The following is a 20,490-nucleotide window of genomic DNA, read 5'->3' as shown; positions in this document are numbered from 1 at the left end:
ACCCCCCCTCGTCGGTCTTCTGCCGCGCCACCCGCAGCCCCCCGTCCGGGCCCAGGGCCGCCAGCACCACCCGGCCCCGCCCGTCCAGGGCCAACGCCGGTTGCGCCGCGCCGACCTCCCCGGTCTCGGTCCACCACACCCCGGCCGCCTCGTCCTCGCAGGGATAGGCGGCGACCGCGAGCCGGCCGGACCTGTTGTCCTGCTGGGCCAGCACCGTGCAGTCGTGGCCGTCCACCACGGCGTGGGCCAGCGCCACCGGCCCGGTTCCGGGCCGGCCGCCGAGCGGCACCGGCTCCCGGCCCTCGGCCCGCCAGGCCAGCAGCGCCCCGGTGGGGTCGTCGCGCCAGTAGTGGGTGATGGTGTCGCGGCTGCTCTCCACCGCGGACACCGACCCGGGCCGGGGCGCCGCGGGTATGTCCTCGGCCCGCCGCAGCGCACCTCCGGGCTCCGGCTGGTACCAGCGCAGGACGGCCTCGGCGGCCGGGGCCAGCAGCTCCACCCGCCCCTCGCCGGTGGCGGTGGCGGTCAGCCCGGCCACCAGCTCCCTGCCCTTGAGGTCGATCCACGGCCCCCAGGCTCCCTTGCCGTTCTGCGATCGGGCGCTGACGCCGCCGCCCGCGTTCCGTACGAAGACGTGCGCCGCCCCGGTGCCGTCCACGGCCGCGGTCGGCGCGCCGATCCGCTGCGCCTTGCGCCAGTCCTTGGGGTGCGGGGTGCCCAGGGAGTGCCAGCCGGTCATCGCCCGGCCGCTCTGGAACTGCGTGGCGTGCACGACCTCCACATCGGTGCGCTCCGCACCCGCCGCCTTGCGCCGCAGGCCGATGAGTTGGATGTATCCGTCACGGCCCTGGGCCACCGTGACCTCGTCCAGACCGGGCGTCTCGAACACCCGGGGACCGGTCCACTCCGGCCCACCGGGCCGGGTCTCGGTCCAGCGGGTGACCCCGCCCGGTACCGCGGCGAAGGCCGTGAGCCGACCGTCCCTGCCGCGGAGCAACCGCAACGCCATGGCTCGCCGCCAACCTTTCCCGTTCGAATACGGCCCATAATATTTCGCATGGCAGCCCAAGTGCCCCTGGTCATCGTCGATGCGGCCAACGTCGTGGGTTCGGTGCCCGACGGCTGGTGGCGGGATCGGCGCGCGGCGGCCGAGCGGCTGCGGGACCGGCTGGCCGGTTACGCGTGGCACGGCCTGCCGGAGCGTGCCGGGCTGCCCGGCTGGGCGGTCGGGGCGCCGCTGGAGTTGCTGCTGGTGGTGGAGGGGGCCGCCCGCGAGGTCGCCTCGGTGGACGCGGTACGCGTGGTGGCCGCGGAGGGCAGCGGCGACGACCGGATCGTGGCGGAGGCGGCGGCCCGGGCGCCGGGCCGGCCCTGCCTGGTGGTGACGGCCGACCGGGAGCTGCGCGGGCGGGTGGCGGCGCTGGGCGCCGAGGTGACCGGGCCGCGCACGGTGCGGCCGGACTGAGTACGGACGGGGCGGCTCAGCGCTCCATCAGGCTGTGGCCGCGCCCGTACAGGAAGTAGACGGCGAAGCCGATCAGCATCCACACCGCGAACCGCACCCAGGTCTCGGCCGGCAGATTGAGCATCAGCCAGGTGGAGGCTGCGATCGAGGCGATCGGGAGCACCGGCACCCACGGGGTGCGGAAGGCGCGGGGCAGGTCGGGGCGGGTGCGGCGCAGCACCAGCACACCGGCCGCCACCACCGTGAACGCGAACAGGGTGCCGATGTTCACCAGTTCGGCCAGCTCGGAGATGCTGGTGAAACCGGCCACGATCGCGATGATCACGCCCAGCAGCACGGTGGAGCGGTACGGGGTGGAATAGCGCGGGTGGACCCGGGAGAAGAAGCGCGGCAGCAGCCCGTCCCGGCTCATCGCGAAGAACACCCGGGTCTGGCCCATCAGCAGGATCATGCACACGCTGGTGAGGCCCACCGCGGCGCCGAAGCTGATCAGACCCGCGTACCAGGGGTGCCCGGTGGCCTTGAAGGCGTCCGCGAGCGGGGCGTCCACCGTCAGCTCGGTGTATTTCTGCATGCCGGTGACCACCAGCGACACCGCCACGTAGAGCGTGGTGCAGATCAGCAGCGAGCCGATGATGCCGCGCGGCATGTCGCGCTGCGGATGCCGGGTCTCCTCGGCGGCGGTGGCCACCACGTCGAAGCCGATGAAGGCGAAGAAGACCACGGCCGCCGCGGTGAAGATGCCCTGCACGCCGAAGTGGGTGGGCTGGTAGCCGAACATCAGCTGGATCAGCGGGGCGCTGAGCCCGGAGGCGCCGGCCTGGCCCTGCGCCTCCGGGATGAAGGGGTGGTAGTTGGCGGTGTCGACGAAGAACGCCCCGGCGATGATGACCAGCAGCACCACCGTCACCTTGATCCCCACGATGATGCCGGTGAGCCGCGCGGACAGCTTCATGCCCAGCACCAGGATGCCGGTGAGCGCCAGCACCAGCAGGAAGGCCAGCAGGTCGAAGCCGACGCCTGACACCGCGTCGGTGCCCTGGAGGACCTTGGGCAGGCTCCATCCGGCGTTGTCCATCAGCGAGCGCACGTAGCCGGACCAGCCGACCGCCACCACCGCGGTGCCCAGGGCGAACTCCAGCACCAGGTCCCAGCCGATGATCCAGGCCGGCAGCTCGCCGATCGAGGCGTACGCGAAGGTGTAGGCCGAACCGGCGACCGGCACCGTGGAGGCGAACTCGGCGTAGCAGAGCGCGGCCAGCGCGCACACCACGCCGGCGACCACGAAGGCGAGGGCGGTGGCGGGACCGGCCTGCGTCCTGGCGACCGAACCGGTGAGCACGAAGATGCCGGTGCCGATGATGACACCGACACCGAAGACGGTGAGGTCGAAGGCGGACAGCGAGCGGTCGAGCCGGTGCTCCGGCTCCTCGGTGTCCTGAATGGACCGCTCGATCGACTTGGTCCGGAACCAGCTGCGGGCACCTCGGCCGCCGCTCGGTACCTTGGTGCTCACCGGCACACCTCCACGCTTCGCCCGTCCGCGCCAAGGTTCTGGCAACCGGCGGGGAGCCGGAGCGCGCACGCTGCGCCGCGAGGCGCGTTTCATCCGTACGAGTGCGCCGGGCGCACCACGCACTGGGCCGGTCGGCGCAGCGCCCGCGAAGGGTGCCTGGCGCGCCGACCGGCCCGGTCGCCGAGGGTCGGCTCAGTTGAGGGTGGTGGACGAGGCGTGGGAGCTGGCGGCGCCCTCGGCGTCGGCGGCGCCCGCGTCGAGTCGCCCGTCGATGCGCGAGACCAGACCGGTGACCTGGCGGGCGATGTCCGGGGCGGTCAGCCCGATCTCGGCCAGCACCTCCTTGCGGGAGGCGTGGTCGAGGAAGCGCGGCGGGATGCCGAAGTCGCGCAGCGGGATGTCCACCCCCGCGTCGCGCAGGGCCTGGGACACGGCGGAACCGACGCCGCCCACCCGGATGTTGTCCTCGACGGTGACCACCACCCGGTGGCGGGCGGCGAGCGCGGGCAGCGCCTCGTCGACCGGCTTGACCCAGCGCGGGTCGACCACGGTGGTGGAGATGCCCTGCTTGTCCAGCAGGTCGGCGATCTCCAGGCACATCGGGGCCAGCGCGCCGACCGAGACCAGCAGGACGTCCGGCCGCTCGGTGGCCGGCCGGCGCAGCACGTCCATGCCGCCGACCCGGCCGACCGCCTCGACCGCGGGGCCGACGGCGCCCTTGGAGTAGCGGACCACGGTGGGAGCGTCGCTCACCTGGACGGCCTCGCGCAGCTGGGCCCGTACCTGGTCGGCGTCGCGCGGGGCGGCGATCCGCAGCCCGGGCACCACCTGGAGGATCGACATGTCCCACATGCCGTTGTGGCTGGCCCCGTCGGTGCCGGTGATGCCGGCCCGGTCCAGGACGAAGGTCACCCCGCACCTGTGCAGCGCCACGTCCATCAGCACCTGGTCGAAGGCGCGGTTGAGGAAGGTGGCGTAGACGGCGAACACCGGGTGCAGCCCGCCGGTGGCCAGCCCCGCCGCCGAGACCGCCGCGTGCTGCTCGGCGATGCCCACGTCGTAGACCCGGTCCGGGAAGCGCTTGGCGAACTTGTCCAGGCCCACCGGCTGGAGCATGGCGGCGGTGATCGCCACGATGTCCTGGCGCTCCTCGCCGAGCTTGACCATCTCCTCGCCGAAGACCGAGGTCCAGTCGGCGCCGGAGGCGGAGATCGGCAGCCCGGTGTCCGGGTGGATCTTGCCGACGGCATGGAAGCGGTCGGCCTCGTCCTGGAGGGCGGGCTGGTAGCCGCGGCCCTTCTCGGTGAGGCAGTGCACGATGACCGGCCCGTTGAAGCGCTTGGCGCGCTGGAGCGCGGACTCCAGGGCCTCGATGTCGTGGCCGTCGATGGGGCCGACGTACTTCAGCCCCAGGTCCTCGAACATGCCCTGCGGGGCGATGAAGTCCTTGAGCCCCTTCTTGGCGCCGTGCAGCGTCTCGTAGAGCGGCCGGCCGACCACCGGGGTGCGCTCCAGGATGTCCTTGCCGCGGGCCAGGAAACGCTCGTAGCCGTCGGTGGTGCGCAAGGTGGCCAGGTGGTTGGCGAGGCCGCCGATGGTGGGCGCGTAGGACCGCTCGTTGTCGTTGACCACGATGACCAGCGGGCGGTCCTTGGCGGCGGCGATGTTGTTCAGCGCCTCCCAGGCCATGCCGCCGGTGAGCGCGCCGTCCCCGATCACCGCGGCCACGTGGTGGTCCCGCCGGCCGAGCACCTCGTTGGCCTTGGCGATGCCCTCGGCCCAGCCCAGGACGGTGGAGGCGTGGCTGTTCTCGATGACGTCGTGCTCGGACTCGGCGCGGCTGGGGTAGCCGGAGAGTCCGCCCTTGCCCTTGAGCTTGGAGAAGTCCTGCCGCCCGGTGAGCAGCTTGTGCACATACGACTGGTGCCCGGTGTCGAAGAGCACCTTGTCCCTGGGGCTGTGGAAGACCCGGTGCAGGGCGATGGTCAGCTCGACCACGCCGAGGTTGGGCCCGAGGTGACCGCCGGTCTTGGAGACCTCTTCGACCAGGAAGGTGCGGATCTCCGCCGCGAGCTGGTCCAGCTGGCCTGGGGAGAGCCGGTCCAGATCGCGCGGTCCCCTGATGCGGGTCAGCAGCACCCGTGCCTCCTTGCAATCGATCGGGCATGGCCGGTCTGATGAGTCTAATGTTCTACCCGCGCCCGGGCTGATCGACCCGGGCCATGTGAGCCATGACGCGGCGGGCCGCCGGCGCGGGTGTACCCGGGGCCGGTCCGGGGAACGGCACCGGGCACATCCCGGGGTCTCCCGGCGCGGCGGGTCAGCCGCGTCCCGCCGAGCGCTGGGTGCGGCGGGAGACCGAGTCGATCACCACGGCGGCCAGCAGCACCCCGCCGGTGATCATGTTCTGTACGGAGGTGGCGATGCCCAGCAGCGCCATCCCGGAGGCGATCGAGCCGATCACCAGCATGCCCAGCAGCGCCGACCACACACTCCCGCGTCCGCCGAAGAGACTGGTGCCGCCGATCACGGCCGCCGCGATGGCCTCCATCAGCAGGGTGCCGGTACCGGCGCTCTGGGCCGCCGAGGTGATCCGGGAGGCGATGATCAGTCCGCCGCAGGCGGCCATCAGCCCGGACAGCGCGAAGACCGAGATACGCACCAGGTCCACGTTGATACCGGCGCGGCGGGCGGCCTCGACGTTGCCGCCGAGCGCGAGGACCTTGCGGCCGTAGGGGGTGCGGCGCAGTACGAAGTCGAAGAGGACCAGCACCACCACGAAGATCACCAGAGCCAGCGGCAGCCCCATGTACTCGTTGAGCTTCCAGGCCGCGGCGAGGAGGAGGACCGCCAGCACCCCGGTGCGTACCAGGATGTCGGCCATCGGACGGAACGGGATGCCCGCGGCCCGGCGCCGCCGGGCGTCCAGGAACTGTGCCAGGAAGTACCCGGCCACCGCGAGGCCGGCCGCACCGTAGGCGGCGGCCACCTGGCTGAAGTAGTGCGAGGTGAGGGAGGCCACGAAGCCGTCCTCGTCCATGCTGATGCTGCCGGTGGTGCCCAGTACCTGCTGCTTGAGGCCCTCCCAGGCCAGCAGTCCGGCCAGGGTGACCACGAAGGCGGGCACGCCGATCTTGGCGAAGAAGACGCCGTGCAGCGCGCCGAGTACCGCGCCGGCGCCGAGCGCGGCCAGCACCGCCAGCCACTCGGGCACCCCGTGGTTGACGCTGAGCACGGCGACGATGGCGGCGGCCAGGCCGCTGAGCGAGCCCACCGACAGGTCGATCTCCCCGAGCAGCAGCACGAAGACCACGCCGACCGAGATCAGACCGGTGCCGACGATCAGGATGGACAGGTCGGAGAGGTTCTTCGGGGAGAGGAAGGCGTCGTCCCGCCACTGGAAGACGGCCCAGATGGCGGCGAGGCCCACGACCACCGGCAGCGAACCGAGGTCGCCGCCGCGCAGCTTGCGCCAGAACTCGAGCAGATAGCCCTTCAGGCCCTCCTCGCGTACCAGCAGCCGGGGGTCCACCGCGGCGACCGCGCCCCGCGCGGCCGCCTCGTCCTTCGGGCTGTCCTTCTCGATGATGTCGCCGGTCATCGGCCGACCTCCGCGGTGCGCGCCCTGCGGCGGGTCACGGCGTTGTCCGTGGCGCCGGTGATGGCGGAGACGATCTCTTCCTGAGAAGTGGACGCGACGTCGAAGGTGCCGTTGTTGCGGCCCAGCCGGAGCACCGCCACGGTGTCCGCGACCGCCTTGACGTCGGCCATGTTGTGGCTGATGAGGATGACCGCCAGGCCCCGCTCGCGCAGCCGCTCCACCAGGTCGAGCACCTGGGCGGTCTGCTCCACGCCCAGGGCGGCGGTCGGCTCGTCGAGGATCACCAGCCGGGGCTCGCCGAGCATGGAGCGGGCGATCGCCACGGTCTGCCGCTGGCCGCCGGAGAGAGCCGCCACGGGGATCCGGACGCTGGGGATGCGGATGGAGAGGGTGTGCAGCAGTTCGCGGGAGCGGCGCTCCATCTCGATCTCGTCGAGCACCCCGGCGCGGCGGATCTCCCGTCCGAGGAAGAGGTTGCCGACGACGTCGAGGTTGTCGCAGAGCGCGAGGTCCTGGTAGACGGTGGCGATGCCCAGCTCCTGGGCGTCGTGCGGGCGGTTCACCTGGACGGGGCGCCCGCACCACTCGATGACGCCGCCGTCGGCGGGACCGACCCCGGCGATGGTCTTGACGAGGGTGGACTTGCCGGCGCCGTTGTCGCCGACCAGGGCGACCACCTCGCCCGCGTGGACCTCCAGATGCACCTCGGTGAGCGCCTGGACGGCGCCGAAGCGCTTGGAGATCCCGCGCAGGGCCAGTACGGGTTCGTTCGGCACGATGGCCATCTCCGATCTTGGGCAGGGGCCGGCCCTCCGGCCCCGCGGATCGCGGGGGACGTGGCGAGCCGGTCCCCCCGGCGACTGTTCACGGGCGGGCCCGCCGCCGGCGGGGCGCCCCGCAAGGGGCGCTGGGGGTCCCCCCGGACGGAGTCTGGGGGAGGAACTGCGCGACCAACCACAGCCAACCCGCAGTACACAGGCGCACCCCAGCGGAGCGTCCAGGTCACTTCAGGCCCGCCGCCCGGCAGGCCGCCGCGTACTTGGCCGTGCAGATCTTGTCGACCGGCCACAGGCCGTCCTTGACGATCGTGTCCTTGACGTTCTCCTTGGTCAGCGCGATCGGGGTGATCAAGGTGGCCGGAATGCCCTTGGTGGTGGGGCTGTCCACGGTGCCGGCGGCGTCGACCTTCGCGCCGCGGCCGAGGGCGATGGCCATCTCGGCGGCGGCCGCGGCCTCCGGCTCGTACGGCTTGTACACGCTCATGTACTGGTCGCCGCTGAGCACCCGCTGCACGCCGGCGAGCTCGGCGTCCTGGCCGGTGACCGGGGGCAGCGGGTCGACACCGCCGCTCTTGAGCGCGGTGATGGCGCCGCCGGCCATGTTGTCGTTGGCGGCGTAGACGCCGATGATCTTGTCCTTGCCCAGCGAGGAGATCGCGCCGGCCATGTTCTCGTTGGCCTTCTCGGCCAGCCAGCGGTCCACGTCGTAGGACTTGCCGATCTTGACCTTGCCCTCCAGGACGGAGAGCGCGCCCTTCTTGTACGAGGCGGAGTTGGGGTCGGCCTCCCAGCCGTTGAGCATGACGATCTCGCCGTCGCCGGCCTTGGCGCCCAGGGCCTTGAGCAGCGCCCTGCCCTGGACCTTGCCCACCTCCTCGTTGTCGAAGGAGGTGTAGGCGGAGACCGGGCCCTCGGCGAGCCGGTCATAGGCGACGACCGGGATGCCCGCCTTGTCGGCCTTCTTGACCGATCCGGCGGCGGACTTGGAGTCCACCGCGTCCAGGATGATCACGTCCACGCCCTTGGTGATCATGGAGTCCATCTGCTGCTGCTGGCCGGCGACGTCCGACTTGGCGTTGGCGTAGTGCACGGTGCAGTCGGCGCACAGCTCCTTGACGTGCTTGGTGATCAGGCGTCGGTCGAATTTCTCGTAGCGCGCCGTCTGGTCCTCGGGCAGGAGCAGGGCGATGGAGAGCGGGCCGGACTTCTTCTTCTTGACCGTGTCCTTCTTGTCGCCGGCTTCCTTGGCGGTACCACAGGCGGCGAGGGCGGCGGCCATCGATATGGCGGCGGTGGCCATGGCGAAACGACGCACGGAAGCGCTCATGTGGGGTGACCTCCCTGACGAGGCCGCGTCAAAGCGGCCGAGGTGACGGAAAGTCAACTCGGCCTCACTGTTGGCGTCAAGAAGTAAATTCTTAACGAGATGGCAACGGTGCCATTCGTAAGCTGTCTGAACTCAGCACCGCATGGCCGGCCCTCCCAGCCGGCCGATCGTCGGGGAGTTCGGCGCTCTGCGCGCCCCTGTCAGCCCTGCGCCGCCACTCCCGCCGCCCCCACGCCGTCCAGCAGCGGGGCATCGCCCATCTCGCTGAGCACCAGCGCCAGCGCGCCCAGCACCTCGGCCCGGCCGCCGAGCGCGCCCGGCATCACCGACAGCTGACCGGCGGCGCTGGGGATGGCGTACCGCGCCACCGACTCGCGGATCGGGTTGAGCACCAGGTCGCCGGCCTCGGCCAGATGGCCGCCGAGCAGTACCCGGCTGGGGTTGAGCAGGTTGCAGAGGTTGGCCACACCGCTGCCGATGTGCCGGCCCACGTCCGCCACCACCCGGCGGCAGCCGGGGTCGCCCTCCGAGGCCAGCCGCACCATGCGCTCCACCGTCAGATCGGTTCCGTGGCTGGAGTGCAGCAACGGCAGCACATAGCGGGCGGCCGTGAAGGTCTCCAGGCAGCCGCGGTTGCCGCAGCGGCACACCGGCCCGGACTCGTCCAGGGTGATGTGCCCAATCTCGCCGGCGGTGCCACCCGGCCCCCGGTAGATCTGCCCGCTGATCACCAGTCCGGCGCCGACCCCGCTGGCCACCTTGATGTACGCCAGGTCCGCGACCCCCCGGCCGGCGCCCCAGACCAGCTCGCCGAGGGCGCCCAGGTTGGCGTCGTTGTCCACGTGCACCGGGACCCCGAGCCGGGAGGCCAGCTCGTCGCGGGGATTGGTGCCCGCCCAACCGGGCAGGATCGCGGTCGAGCCCAGCACCCCGGACCCCACGTCGATCGGGCCCGGCACCCCCAGCCCCACCCCGATGACCTTGTCCGCGCTGCTGCCGGTGTCCGCGATCAGGCGGCTGACCAGGCGCTCCGCCCGGTCCAGCCCCTGGGCGGCGGAGGCGTCGACATCCAGCGGCTCGGACTCCTCGGCGAGCACCTGGTGGGCCAGGTTGCCCACCGCCACCCGCAGGTGGGTGTGGCCGAAGTCCACGCCGACCACCAGGCCCGCGTCCCCGCTGAGCGAGACGCTGCGCGCCCGCCGGCCGCCCGCCGAGGTCGGGGTGACCTCGACCGTGCCGCCCTCCTTGAGCTCCCGGACGATGTTGGAGACGGTGGCCGCCGACAGCCCGGTCGTGCGGGCGATCTCCGCCTGCGTCAGTGAGCCCGCCATGCGCACCGCGCGCACCACCCGCTCAAGATTGGCCCGGTGCAGCGATGACTGCGATCCCGGAGTCTCCACGCCCATCCACTCCCGCCTCGACGTACGGCACGACAACCGCGCGCTCCCGGATCACGGCGATGGGATCCGGCAGTGTCTCCAACATGTGAACTCTAAGTCGACCCAGCCTGGTCGTCCTCCGTCAAGACCTCGAGGAGCCCGCTTGCACCGGGGGCGCGGCAGGGCGTGCGTGACCCACGCCACAGCGGCGGCGCCGAATGTGGTGTTTCGGTGCCGCCGCGGCGACGTCTGTCTTCAGATGTTCACGTCAGCGGGCCGGCGGGCCGACGGGCCGATCAGGGGGTGGGCTATTTGAGCGCCCCGGCGGTGAGGCCGGCCTGCACCTGGCGCTGGAAGATGATGTAGACGCCGAGGACCGGCAGCATGGCCAGCACCAGTCCGGCGAAGAGTGCGGACCAGTCCCCCCGGTACTGCTGGCTGGCGGCGAGTTCCACCAGGCCCTGGGTGAGGACCTTGTTGTCACCGGTGTTGAGCACCGTGGGCAGCATGTACTGGTTCCACTGCCCCAGGAAGTTGAAGATCCCGACACTGATCAGTCCGGGCTTCGCCATGGGCAGCATCACCTGGAAGAAGGTGCGGGTCTGCGAGGCCCCGTCGAGCATCGCCGCCTCCGCCACCGAGGTGGGCAGGGTCTTGAAGAAGGAGGTGAGGAAGAAGACGGTGAACGGCAGTGAGTAGGCGATGTAGACCAGGATCAGCCCGTGGAAGGTGTTGAGCAGCGCCATGTTCTTCATGACGTAGAACAGCGGCACCAGGGCCAGGATGATCGGGAAGCTCATGCCCCCGACGAAGGTGAAGTAGACGATCCGCTTGCCCGGGAACTCGAAGCGGGCCAGCACATAGGCGGCCATCGAGCCGAGCAGCATGGTGCCGAACAGCGAGCAGCCGACCACCACCACGGTGTTGAGGAAGTAGTCGCCGATGTTCGACTTGCTCCAGGCCCGCGACCAGTTCTCGAAGTGGAGGCTGTTGGGGAGCCCCCAGGGCGAGGTGAGGATCTCGTTGTCGGTCTTCAGCGAGCTCATCACCGCCCACAGCAGGGGCAGGGTGACCATCAGGGCCCAGATCACCAGCACCCCGTGCGAGAAGACGTTCAGCACCCGGCCCTCGCCGCCGGTCCGGCCGGCCGTCGCCGGTCCGGGCAGCGGTCCGGCCTCCGGCGCCTCGTCCTTGCGGATCACACCCCCGAGTTCGGAGGGTTCTGCTTGCGCGGTCACCGAGGCACCCCCAGGTCTGCGGTCATGCGGCGGTCGGGGCGCCGCTGTGCGGTCGGCATCAGTACTCCAGCCGTTCACGCCGGCCGAGCCGGGACACGATCACCGCGAAGATCAGGGTGACCACCAGCATCGCCACCCCGATGGCCGTCGCCCGACCGGCCTGTCCGTCGCGGAACGTCTTGGTGTAGACGTAGTAGCCCATGACCTCGGTGGAGTCGGCCGGGCCGCCCGGTCCCACGGTCATGATCTGCACCACCGCGAAGGCGTCCAGCGCGATGATGCCCATGTAGATCCAGCCGGTCTGCACGGTGTCCCACAGCAGCGGCAGGGTGACCCGGAAGAAGGTGTGGAAGCGGTTGGCGCCGTCCAGCAGCGCGGCCTCGTAGAAGTCCCGGGGGATGGAGCTCATGCCCGCCGAGAAGAGCACCACGTAGAAGCCGACGTTGCTCCAGACCATCACGGCCATCAGGCACCACAGGGCCAGGTCGGGATCGCCCAGCCACAGCTGCTCCAGCGAGTCCAGGCCCACCGCGTCCAGCGCGGCGTTGAGCATGCCGTCGCGCGGGTTGTAGGTGTACTGGAACAGCAGCGCGACGATCGCGATGGACAGCACCTGCGGGAAGAAGTAGACGATCTTGTAGACGCCGGCCCCGCGCACTCCGGAGACCGCCGCGTTCCGCCGGCGCCGGCCGCCGACGTTCAGCATGAAGGCGAAGAACAGCCCCAGCCCCAGCGTGACCAGGGGCAGCACCAGCAGCAGCAGGATGTTGTGGCCGACCGCCGTCCAGAACAGGTCGTCGTGCAGCAGCCAGTCGTAGTTCTTGAACCCGACCATCTTGAAGTTCGAGCTCAGTCCGGTCCAGTCGGTGAACGAGTAGTAGATCGCCTGTACGAACGGGGAGATCACGAAGATCGCGTAGATCGCCAGCGGGGCCGCCAGGAACCCCGCCACGAACCCGTACTTCCGGTACCACCGGAGGAACCGGTGCGGCGGGCGCCGCACCGGGCTCCTGGTTGGATCCGCCCCGGCGGCCGGTACCGCCGGGGACGCACCGGTCTTCATCAGACGTGCTTGAACTTGGCGACGGAGTCGTCCTTGGCGGTGTCGTCGGCGAACTTCTGGATCTTCTTGATCGCCTCGACGGGGGTCATCCGGCCCGCCATCATCTCGCCCAGCGCGCCGATGCCGATCTGCTGCTTCTGCAGCGCCACGTACCAGTCCTGGATCCGCGGGTTGACCACGTTGTCGCCGGCCTGGGTGAGCGCCTCCTGAGCGGAGGTCAGCCCGGAGCTCAGGGAGAGGCCGTCGGTGCCGCCGTTGAAGGAGGTCAGCGAGGAGACCTGCCGGATGAAGTTCTGCGAGGACTTCTTCCCCAGCATGATGCGCAGCAGCTCCATGCCGCCCACCGGGTTCTTGGCGTTCCTGGGCACGATGAACGGCTCACTGCCGGAGGCCCAGATGGTGCCGTACGGCATCTTGTCGCCCTGGTCCAGGCTGGACGGGGCGCCCACGGACATCTCGAAGTCGTCGGGCGTGGTCTTCTTGGACTCGTTCTCCACCCAGGAGCCGTTCGGGATGAACAGCACCTTGCCCTGGTTCCAGGCGGTCTGCGCCTCGATGTGGCTCAGGCTCGGGGAGCCCTTGAGGATGTAGCCCTTGCGGTACAGCTCGTAGTACGCGTCGAAGGCGGCCTTGACGGCGGGGTGCTTCCAGGCGTTGGGCTCCAGGTTGTCGATGGAGTCCATGACCTCCCGCCCGCCGATCTTGGCGATGAACGGGTACAGGCTGAACGGCAGGTAGTACGGGTACTTGCCCGGGTAGGTCCAGCCGGCGATGCCCTTCTTCTTGGCGTCGGCGCACAGGGCGAGCATCTCGTCCCAGGTCTTCGGGTACTCCCAGTCGTTCTTCCGGAGCACCGACTTCGAGTGCCAGACGCCGTAGACGGTGTAGGCGTAGTAGATGATCCAGACCGGCTTCCCGGAGAACTGGCCCATCTCCACCACCCCGGGGCGCAGCGTGTCGCGCACCTTCTTGCTGGGGTCGTCGATCGAGGGGGCGTCCAGCAACGGGGTGAGGTCGGTCAGCTGCTCCTTGCCGACCAGGGTGGAGAAGTCCATCTGCTCGGCACCGGAATTGTCGATCAGATCCGGCGGGGTGCCGCCGTTGAAACGCGGCTGCAGGGTGGTCTGGATCTTCTGGGTGGCCGAATGCTTGATCTTGTCGGCGGCCTTCGGGTACGCCTTCGCGTACTCCTGCTCGGCGTCCTTGGCGTACTGCTGCCCCAGACCACCATCGAAGATGACGACGTCGAGGGGAGCGCTCTCATTGACGGCGAGGGGGTTCTTGGTGGATTTCTTGCCCTTCTCCACCGCGTTGCCGTCGCTGTCGCCACCACTCGCGCAGGCGGACACCAGACCGATGGACGGCACGGTGATCAGCCCGAGCGCAGCAGATCGCTTGATCAGATCTCGGCGGCCGACATCCGAAGTGAATCCCATGCTCAAGTCCTCGCCTTCGAAACTAGGCGGTGACCGGCTCCCGTAAAGCACTCGCCTCCGGCGAGGGGCCCGACACCGCGTGTCAGTTGGAGCGTGAAGCTGAGTGGTGCTGATGGTGGGGCGCCGGGAGCGGGTGCGTAGGAGCGGCGTGGCTGACCAGAGCCGCCCTCCCCCGGGCCGGCTGCCGTGTGGAACGGCCGCTCGGACCCGACAGGTATAGTCCACTTTTCCACGGCTGGGCAAGATCGGTAGCGTTATTGGTCGGCAGTCTTTCCCGAGTTGAGACCTGTTCGACATACCGTAGGGGACTGAAGCCCCAACGGCGTGTTGCCGTGCGGACCTGGATTCGAGAGGCGGCTCCCTGTGGCCCGAAAGAAGCTTCCCCTTGCCACCACCGCGGCGATAACCGCGGTCCTGGCGCTCACCGCGGGCTGCGGCTCCGATGGCGGGTCGTCGGCCGACGACGGCAAGAGCGGCGCGGCGATCGGCAAGGCCATGGCCGAACTGCCCGTCAAGCCCACGGCGCCGCCCACCACTCCGCCGCCCACCGACGAGCCCTCGGACGAGCCGACCGGGGGCAATCCCCTGGTCACCCCGGATGTCCGCATGGGGGACTGCGGTTGGGATTCGGGAAATATGCCCTACGCCCAGGTGAAGATCAAGAATTCCTCTTCGACCAAGCAGGACTACAGCATTTGGGTGGCCTTCACGGACAAGGACGACGAGATCGTCACCAGCGGCATATCCACCGGCAGCATCCTGGTGGACGGGAAGGGCTCGAAGACGGTGACGATCAAGGGCCTCAAGGCGGACGCCGGCAAGAAGGCCAAGACCTGCAAGATCACTCTCGCCAACAAGAAGGCCGCCGCCGGCTGACGCCCCCTCCGGACCCGGACCGCACGCGGCCCGGGTGCCACACCGCACGGACCTCCACGGGGCCGCGCCCGTCTTCGGGCGCGGCCCCGCGCGTGTGCCGGCGTACGGCGGCACCCTGGAGCCCGCGATGCGCGAGGCCCCTCCGCCCGGGTCACGCTCCCGAGCGCGCGCGGACTCCCACCACACCGGCGCCGTAAACCTGTTGCCGGTAAAGATCACGTGAAAAGATCTCGGAGCCGGCGTGGCCCGCCCCTGAACACGCGGCGCCGCGCACTCCACTGATCACTCGTTGGGAGTACTACGTGGTCCGAGTTCCTGGCCGTCACCGCGGCCGCACCCTGGCGCGGCTGACGACCGCGGCGATAGCCGCCGCACTGATCGGCACCTCCGCCACAGTCGCCGACGCGGCTGTCCCGGCCCCTGTGAAGACCGCGCGGAAGGCCACCGCGCCGACCCCCGCCCCGATCCTGCCGCTCAACGGCTCGGTCGTCTCCGGCGACCTGTACCAGTACCAGCCCAACGGCCGCGGCGGCCTGAAGCCCCGCCAGTTGGTGACCGACAGCTGGCAGAGCCTGGACGCCTCGGTGCAGATCGCCGACGGCAAGAAGACCGGGCTCTACTTCCGCACCCTCAGCCACACCCTGGGCTACAGCAACGGCTCCGAAACCACCTGGATCCCGGGCGACTGGGCCCAGTACGACCTGCTGCGCTCGGTGGGCAACGTGGGCGGCGCCCGCCAGGCGGACCTGCTGGCCCGGGACCGCTCCGGTGTGCTCTGGCTCTACCTGGCCAAGGACGACCACACACTGACCGGCCGCAAGCGGGTCGGCCCGGGCTGGAACACGTACACCCAGATGGCGGGCCAGGGCGACCTGACCGGTGACGGCAAGGCCGACCTGGTGGCCGCCGACCGGGCCGGGAAGCTGTGGCTGTACAAGGGCACCGGCGACTACAAGAAGCCGTTCGCCAAGCGCACCCTGGTCGGCGGTGGCTGGAACCAGTTCAACCACCTGCTGTCCACCGGCGACCTGACCTTCGACGGCAAGGCCGACCTGCTGGCCCGCGACAAGGCCGGCGCCCTGTGGCTCTACACCGGCACCGGCAAGGCGTCCGCGCCGTTCAAGACGAAGAAGAAGATCGGCAACTCCGGCTGGAACCAGTACGTCCAGCTGTTCTGATCACCGGCCACCCGGCCGAACCCGGACATGAAGCGGGCCGCACCCCCTCCCCGGGGGGTGCGGCCCGCCCTCGTCCCAGTCCGCCTCGACCCGCTCGCCGGCCTCACCGGCGTCCGAGCCGCGCCGTGTGCGTCACCGGCCGTCTTGACCATGCGCTCGTGCGGCCCCGCGGGGAACCGGTGAGCCGGCGGGCCTCACCGCGACGCTGTCTCCTAGAGAGAGGCCCACCAGGTCGAGGGCGTCGCGGCGGTGTAACCCAGCGACTCGTACAGCGGCCTGCCCAGCTTCGAAGCGGTGAGGGTGAGCGGCAGCTCCGCGAGGTGGGCGAGGGAGCCGAGCATGACGGCCCGGCCCACACCGCGCGACCGGAACGCGGGCGAGGTACCGACCCAGTAATGGCCGCCGACACCGTCGTCCACGATGCTGACGCAGGCTCCCGCGGCCACACCGTCGCACAAGGCGAGGAACACATCCACGCCCGGCTGCCCGATCAGTGCCATCGGGAACAGCTCGCCGGGGCGGTAGGGCTCGAATCCGGTCAGCTCGAAGCCCTCGATCACGATCCGCTCGGCCGCCTGGAGGTCCTCGGGCCGCCGTACCCGGATCACGTCCAGCGCCGGTTCACCGACCGGCCCGGGCGGGCGCAGCATGATCGGCATCTGCCAGTTGCGCATGCCCAGGTGGCTCAGGTCGGTCGAGCCGAACGGATCCTCGGCGTTCACCGGGCCCGCGGCCTGGCGGGCCAGCTCGCTCAACTCGGCCAGTTCACCCGGGTCGAGGTCGGGCTCCTGGATCAGGATCCGCGTGCCCGCCCGCTCGTCGCCGCAGGCCGCGACGAATCCGCGGCGCCGGATCACCTCATGCCCCCGGCTTCGGCCGATCGCGGTCCAGAAGGCGGCGGAGTGGCGGGCCTGACCCGTCGCCGCCTGGGCCGGGGTCGTGGGCTGGTCGATCGAAGTGGATCCGGTTGTCATGGCGTCTACATTAGTGCGGAATTGGCCCCTCGCACGGGCCAATTCCTTGCGACCCGGCTGGGCCACCTGGCGGGCCAAGCCGACGGGCCGCACCCCCTCCCGGGAGTGCGGCCCGTTTCGCTGCCACGGTCGTGGCGACCCGCTTACTTGCGGATCAGCGAGCGCAGCACGTACTGCATGATGCCGCCGTTGCGGTAGTAGTCCGCCTCACCGGGGGTGTCGATGCGGACGACCGCGTCGAACTCGACGCCGGTGTCCGTGGTCACCTTGACGGTGCGCGGGGTGCTGCCGTCGTTCAGCTCGGTGATGCCGGTGAAGGAGAAGGTCTCCTCGCCGGTCAGGCCCAGGCTCTCGGCCGAGGCGCCCTCCGGGAACTGGAGCGGCAGCACGCCCATGCCGATGAGGTTCGAGCGGTGGATGCGCTCGTAGGACTCGGCGATGACGGCCTTGACGCCGAGCAGCGCGGTGCCCTTGGCGGCCCAGTCGCGGGAGGAGCCGGAGCCGTACTCCTTGCCCGCCAGGACGACCAGCGGGATGCCGGCGGCCTGGTAGTTCTGGGAGGCGTCGTAGATGAACGACACCGGAGCGCCGTCCTGGGTGAAGTCGCGGGTGAAGCCGCCCTCGGTGCCCGGCGCGATCTGGTTGCGCAGGCGGATGTTGGCGAAGGTGCCGCGGATCATCACCTCGTGGTTGCCGCGGCGGGAGCCGTACGAGTTGAAGTCGCGGCGCTCCACACCGTGCTCGGTGAGGTACTTGCCGGCCGGGGTGTCGGCCTTGATGGCACCCGCCGGGGAGATGTGGTCGGTGGTGACCGAGTCGCCCAGCTTGGCGAGCACCCGGGCGCCGGTGATGTCCGCGACCGGGGCCGGGTCCATCGTCATGCCCTCGAAGTACGGGGGCTTGCGCACGTAGGTGGACTGCGGGTCCCACTCGAAGGTGTTGCCGGTCGGGATCGGCAGCGCCTGCCACTGGGCGTCGCCCGCGAAGACGTCCTGGTAGGAGCTGGAGAACATGTCCTGGCCGATCGCGGAGGCGACGACCTCGTTGACCTCGGCCTCGGAGGGCCAGATGTCCTTGAGGTAGACCGGGTTGCCCTCGTTGTCGGTGCCCAGCGCGTCCTTGGTGATGTCCACCTTCATGGAGCCGGCGATGGCGTACGCGACGACCAGCGGCGGGGAGGCCAGGTAGTTCATCTTGACGTCGGGGTTGATCCGACCCTCGAAGTTGCGGTTGCCGGAGAGCACCGAGGTGACGGCGAGGTCGTGGTCGTTGACCGCCTTGGAGACCTCCTCCGGCAGCGGGCCGGAGTTGCCGATGCAGGTGGTGCAGCCGTAGCCGACGAGGTTGAAGCCCATCTTGTCGAGGTACGGAGTGAGGCCGGCCCGGTCGTAGTAGTCCATGACGACCTTGGAGCCCGGGGCGAGCGTGGTCTTCACCCACGGCTTGCGGGACAGGCCCTTCTCGACCGCCTTCTTGGCCACCAGGGCGGCGGCGACCATGACGTACGGGTTCGAGGTGTTGGTGCAGGAGGTGATCGCGGCGACGGTGACCGCGCCGTGGTCGATCTCGTAGGTCGAGCCGTCGGGGGCGGTGACCGTGGTCGGGCGGGTCGGCACGCCGTTGGCGGGGGCCGGGGCGTCGGAGGCCGGGAAGGACTCCTGGCCCGCCTCGTCGCCGTCGGAGACGTAGTTGAGCACATCGCGCTCGAACTGCTGCGCGGCCTGGGCCAGGATGATGCGGTCCTGCGGGCGCTTGGGGCCGGCGATCGACGGGACGACCGTCGACAGGTCCAGCTCCAGCTTCTCGGAGAAGTCCGGCTCGGCGGCCGGGTCCAGCCACAGGCCCTGCTCCTTGGCGTACGCCTCGACCAGCGCGACCTGCTGCTCGCTGCGGCCGGTCAGACGCAGGTAGTTCAGGGTCTCGTCGTCGATCGGGAAGATCGCGGCGGTGGAACCGAACTCCGGCGACATGTTGCCGATGGTGGCGCGGTTGGCCAGCGAGGTGGCGGCGACGCCCTCACCGTAGAACTCGACGAACTTGCCGACCACACCGTGCCGGCGCAGCATCTCGGTGATGGTGAGCACCAGGTCGGTGGCGGTGGTGCCGGTGGGCAGCTCGCCGGTCAGCTTGAAGCCGACGACCCGCGGGATGAGCATGGAGACCGGCTGGCCCAGCATCGCGGCCTCGGCCTCGATGCCGCCGACGCCCCAGCCCAGCACACCGAGGCCGTTGACCATGGTGGTGTGCGAGTCGGTGCCGACCAGGGTGTCGGGGTAGGCCTGGCCGCCCCGGACCATGACCGTGCGGGCCAGGTGCTCGATGTTGACCTGGTGGACGATGCCGGTGCCCGGCGGGACGACCTTGAACTCGTCGAAGGCGGTCTGGCCCCAGCGCAGGAACTGGTAGCGCTCCTTGTTGCGGCCGTACTCCAGCTCGACGTTCTGCGCGAAGGAGTCCGGGGTGCCGAACTTGTCGGCGATCACCGAGTGGTCGATGACCAGCTCGGCCGGCGCCAGCGGGTTGATCTTCGCCGGGTCGCCACCGAGCTCCTTGACGGCCTCGCGCATGGTGGCGAGGTCCACCACACAGGGCACACCGGTGAAGTCCTGCATGATCACGCGGGCCGGCGTGAACTGGATCTCCTGGCTCGGCTGGGCCTGGGAGTCCCAGCCGCCGAGCGCGCGGATGTGGTCGGCGGTGATGTTCGCGCCGTCCTCGGTGCGGAGCAGGTTCTCCAGGAGGACCTTGAGGCTGTACGGCAGCCGGGCCGAGCCCTCTACCTTGTCCAGCCGGAAGATCTCGTACGACTCGTCGCCCACCTGCAGCGTGCTGCGGGCGTCGAAGCTGTTCGCCGACACGGCAGTCTCCTTCTTGCGTGATCTCGCGTACCACCGCAATCCTGCCGTCGCAGGGCCTTGCCCATTCGATAAGGTATGCCTAACTTAGGCTCGCCTTACCGAGAGTGGACGCGGTACGTCTCTCGGCAGATATCTCGATGTCGAGATAACCCTAGTACATCGACGCCGCCGGGTCATGTGCTGCCCCGCCCCTCCGCCGGCACACCCGCTTGGACACCGCGGCCGCGTGCGGCCCCCAGCGGCTCGATCGAGCCCGCGCCGGCGCGGCAGGTCGACGGGGCCACCGAGGCGGACGAGCCGACGGCCACCGCCGGCGTCCCGGCACGTGCGTCAGCGTCCCTGAAGGGCCTTGTGGGCGCCGTAGGCTTCGATGAAGGCCTGAACCGCCTGCGCGTTGTTCGCGAAGGACGAGGACCGCCACTTGGACTTTCCGCCGTTGCTGTAGGCGAGGTCGATCCACACCGAGATGCTCACGGTCGAACTGTCGGAGAAGGTGCTTCCGCGCACCTGCAGCGTGATTCCCGCGAGATCTCGGAAATCGACGATCGTCAGCGGCTTGTGCTCACTCGTGTATTCGACGGCGGTGTCAGGGGTGATGACCAGGAGCGGGTCCGGATCATCCGATGTCCCGTGGAAGAAGCCGGACAGTTTCCCGCGCTTCTTGGTGAAGACGTGCCAATCCGCTGGTACGGGGCCTTGGCGCGCCTGCCCGAGGATCGTTTCCGGATCGGTCATGCCACCTCCGGTGTCTGCCACCGCCGGCCGGCACGGCCAGGGCTAAGAAGGATTCTTCATCCCCT

The 20,490-nt window shown here is 70.2% G+C and carries 16 protein-coding genes; 3 read left to right on the top strand and 13 right to left on the bottom strand.

Annotated features, from left to right (window positions below; genetic code table 11):
- Positions 1-1,009 (bottom strand): PLL family lectin (locus E4099_RS04010; protein WP_135337514.1); only part of this gene is annotated, 1,009 nt, incomplete at its 3' end.
- 48 nt (positions 1,010-1,057) lie between these two features.
- Here E4099_RS04010 and E4099_RS04005 point away from each other — a divergent pair.
- Positions 1,058-1,465 (top strand): PIN domain-containing protein, encoded by a 408-nt coding sequence (locus E4099_RS04005; RefSeq protein WP_135337513.1) that lies wholly within the window; start codon positions 1,058-1,060, stop codon positions 1,463-1,465.
- Positions 1,466-1,481: 16 nt separating this feature from the next.
- Here the strand turns inward: E4099_RS04005 and E4099_RS04000 are convergent, their stop codons facing one another.
- The 9 genes from E4099_RS04000 to ngcE form a co-directional block, all read right to left on the bottom strand.
- Positions 1,482-3,074, bottom strand: coding sequence for an amino acid permease (locus E4099_RS04000; RefSeq protein ID WP_135337512.1), 1,593 nt, complete (start codon positions 3,072-3,074; stop codon positions 1,482-1,484).
- A 99-nt stretch (positions 3,075-3,173) separates the two neighbouring features.
- Entirely contained in the window at positions 3,174-5,120 is a 1,947-nt protein-coding gene (dxs, locus tag E4099_RS03995) for a 1-deoxy-D-xylulose-5-phosphate synthase (protein ID WP_135337511.1), read from the bottom strand.
- 181 nt (positions 5,121-5,301) lie between these two features.
- Positions 5,302-6,582 (bottom strand): sugar ABC transporter permease, encoded by a 1,281-nt coding sequence (locus E4099_RS03990; protein ID WP_135337510.1) that lies wholly within the window; start codon positions 6,580-6,582, stop codon positions 5,302-5,304.
- On the bottom strand, positions 6,579-7,367 hold the full coding sequence (locus E4099_RS03985; protein ID WP_135337509.1) for an ATP-binding cassette domain-containing protein: 789 nt from the start codon (positions 7,365-7,367) through the stop codon (positions 6,579-6,581). Before E4099_RS03985 ends, E4099_RS03990 begins: the two co-directional genes overlap by 4 nt.
- A gap of 217 nt (positions 7,368-7,584) precedes the next feature.
- Entirely contained in the window at positions 7,585-8,688 is a 1,104-nt protein-coding gene (locus E4099_RS03980; protein WP_209446516.1) for a substrate-binding domain-containing protein, read from the bottom strand.
- A 200-nt stretch (positions 8,689-8,888) separates the two neighbouring features.
- Positions 8,889-10,088 (bottom strand): ROK family transcriptional regulator, encoded by a 1,200-nt coding sequence (locus E4099_RS03975; RefSeq protein WP_135337508.1) that lies wholly within the window; start codon positions 10,086-10,088, stop codon positions 8,889-8,891.
- 287 nt (positions 10,089-10,375) lie between these two features.
- Complete coding sequence (locus E4099_RS03970; RefSeq protein WP_245244581.1) at positions 10,376-11,233, bottom strand: carbohydrate ABC transporter permease; 858 nt, start codon at positions 11,231-11,233, stop codon at positions 10,376-10,378.
- A gap of 130 nt (positions 11,234-11,363) precedes the next feature.
- Positions 11,364-12,368, bottom strand: coding sequence for a carbohydrate ABC transporter permease (locus E4099_RS03965; RefSeq protein ID WP_135337507.1), 1,005 nt, complete (start codon positions 12,366-12,368; stop codon positions 11,364-11,366).
- Positions 12,368-13,804, bottom strand: a complete 1,437-nt coding sequence (ngcE, locus tag E4099_RS03960; protein ID WP_135337506.1) for an N-acetylglucosamine/diacetylchitobiose ABC transporter substrate-binding protein — start codon at positions 13,802-13,804, stop codon at positions 12,368-12,370. The genes E4099_RS03965 and ngcE overlap by 1 nt, the downstream gene beginning before the upstream one ends.
- 363 nt (positions 13,805-14,167) lie before the next feature.
- On the opposite strand from ngcE, the gene E4099_RS03955 reads away from it, so the two are divergent.
- The gene (locus E4099_RS03955) at positions 14,168-14,680 is read left to right on the top strand and encodes a hypothetical protein (protein WP_135337505.1); all 513 of its coding nucleotides are present in this window, start codon (positions 14,168-14,170) and stop codon (positions 14,678-14,680) included.
- Positions 14,681-14,982: 302 nt separating this feature from the next.
- A complete protein-coding gene (locus E4099_RS03950; protein WP_135337504.1) occupies positions 14,983-15,858 on the top strand; it encodes an FG-GAP repeat domain-containing protein in 876 nt (291 codons plus the stop codon).
- Between the two features lie 212 nt (positions 15,859-16,070).
- Here the strand turns inward: E4099_RS03950 and E4099_RS03945 are convergent, their stop codons facing one another.
- The 3 genes from E4099_RS03945 to E4099_RS03935 all read right to left on the bottom strand — a co-directional run bounded on the left by E4099_RS03945 (position 16,071) and on the right by E4099_RS03935 (position 20,425).
- A complete protein-coding gene (locus E4099_RS03945) occupies positions 16,071-16,832 on the bottom strand; it encodes a GNAT family N-acetyltransferase (protein ID WP_135337503.1) in 762 nt (253 codons plus the stop codon).
- 143 nt (positions 16,833-16,975) lie between these two features.
- Positions 16,976-19,690 carry an aconitate hydratase AcnA gene (gene acnA / locus E4099_RS03940; protein ID WP_135337502.1) on the bottom strand — a complete coding sequence of 905 codons (2,715 nt, stop codon included), beginning with the start codon at positions 19,688-19,690 and terminating at the stop codon, positions 16,976-16,978.
- 330 nt (positions 19,691-20,020) lie between these two features.
- Positions 20,021-20,425, bottom strand: coding sequence for a hypothetical protein (locus E4099_RS03935; RefSeq protein ID WP_135337501.1), 405 nt, complete (start codon positions 20,423-20,425; stop codon positions 20,021-20,023).
- Positions 20,426-20,490 lie beyond the last annotated feature (65 nt).

This window comes from Streptomyces palmae, assembly GCF_004684805.1.
Taxonomy (GTDB): domain Bacteria; phylum Actinomycetota; class Actinomycetes; order Streptomycetales; family Streptomycetaceae; genus Streptomyces; species Streptomyces palmae.
The sequence above is the reverse complement of the archived record's forward strand: the minus strand, read 5'-3'. Positions and strand labels throughout refer to the sequence as shown.

What these genes read in the sequence shown, in the direction of transcription:
- E4099_RS04005 (WP_135337513.1), top strand. Translation starts at nt 1,058, where the DNA reads ATGGCAGCCCAAGTGCCCCTGGTCATCGTCGATGCGGCCAACGTCGTG.
- E4099_RS04000 (WP_135337512.1), bottom strand. Translation starts at nt 3,074, where the DNA reads ATGAAACGCGCCTCGCGGCGCAGCGTGCGCGCTCCGGCTCCCCGCCGG.
- E4099_RS03990 (WP_135337510.1), bottom strand. Translation starts at nt 6,582, where the DNA reads ATGACCGGCGACATCATCGAGAAGGACAGCCCGAAGGACGAGGCGGCC.
- E4099_RS03985 (WP_135337509.1), bottom strand. Translation starts at nt 7,367, where the DNA reads ATGGCCATCGTGCCGAACGAACCCGTACTGGCCCTGCGCGGGATCTCC.
- E4099_RS03980 (WP_209446516.1), bottom strand. Translation starts at nt 8,688, where the DNA reads ATGAGCGCTTCCGTGCGTCGTTTCGCCATGGCCACCGCCGCCATATCG.
- E4099_RS03965 (WP_135337507.1), bottom strand. Translation starts at nt 12,368, where the DNA reads ATGAAGACCGGTGCGTCCCCGGCGGTACCGGCCGCCGGGGCGGATCCA.
- ngcE (WP_135337506.1), bottom strand. Translation starts at nt 13,804, where the DNA reads ATGGGATTCACTTCGGATGTCGGCCGCCGAGATCTGATCAAGCGATCT.
- E4099_RS03945 (WP_135337503.1), bottom strand. Translation starts at nt 16,832, where the DNA reads ATGACAACCGGATCCACTTCGATCGACCAGCCCACGACCCCGGCCCAG.
- E4099_RS03935 (WP_135337501.1), bottom strand. Translation starts at nt 20,425, where the DNA reads ATGACCGATCCGGAAACGATCCTCGGGCAGGCGCGCCAAGGCCCCGTA.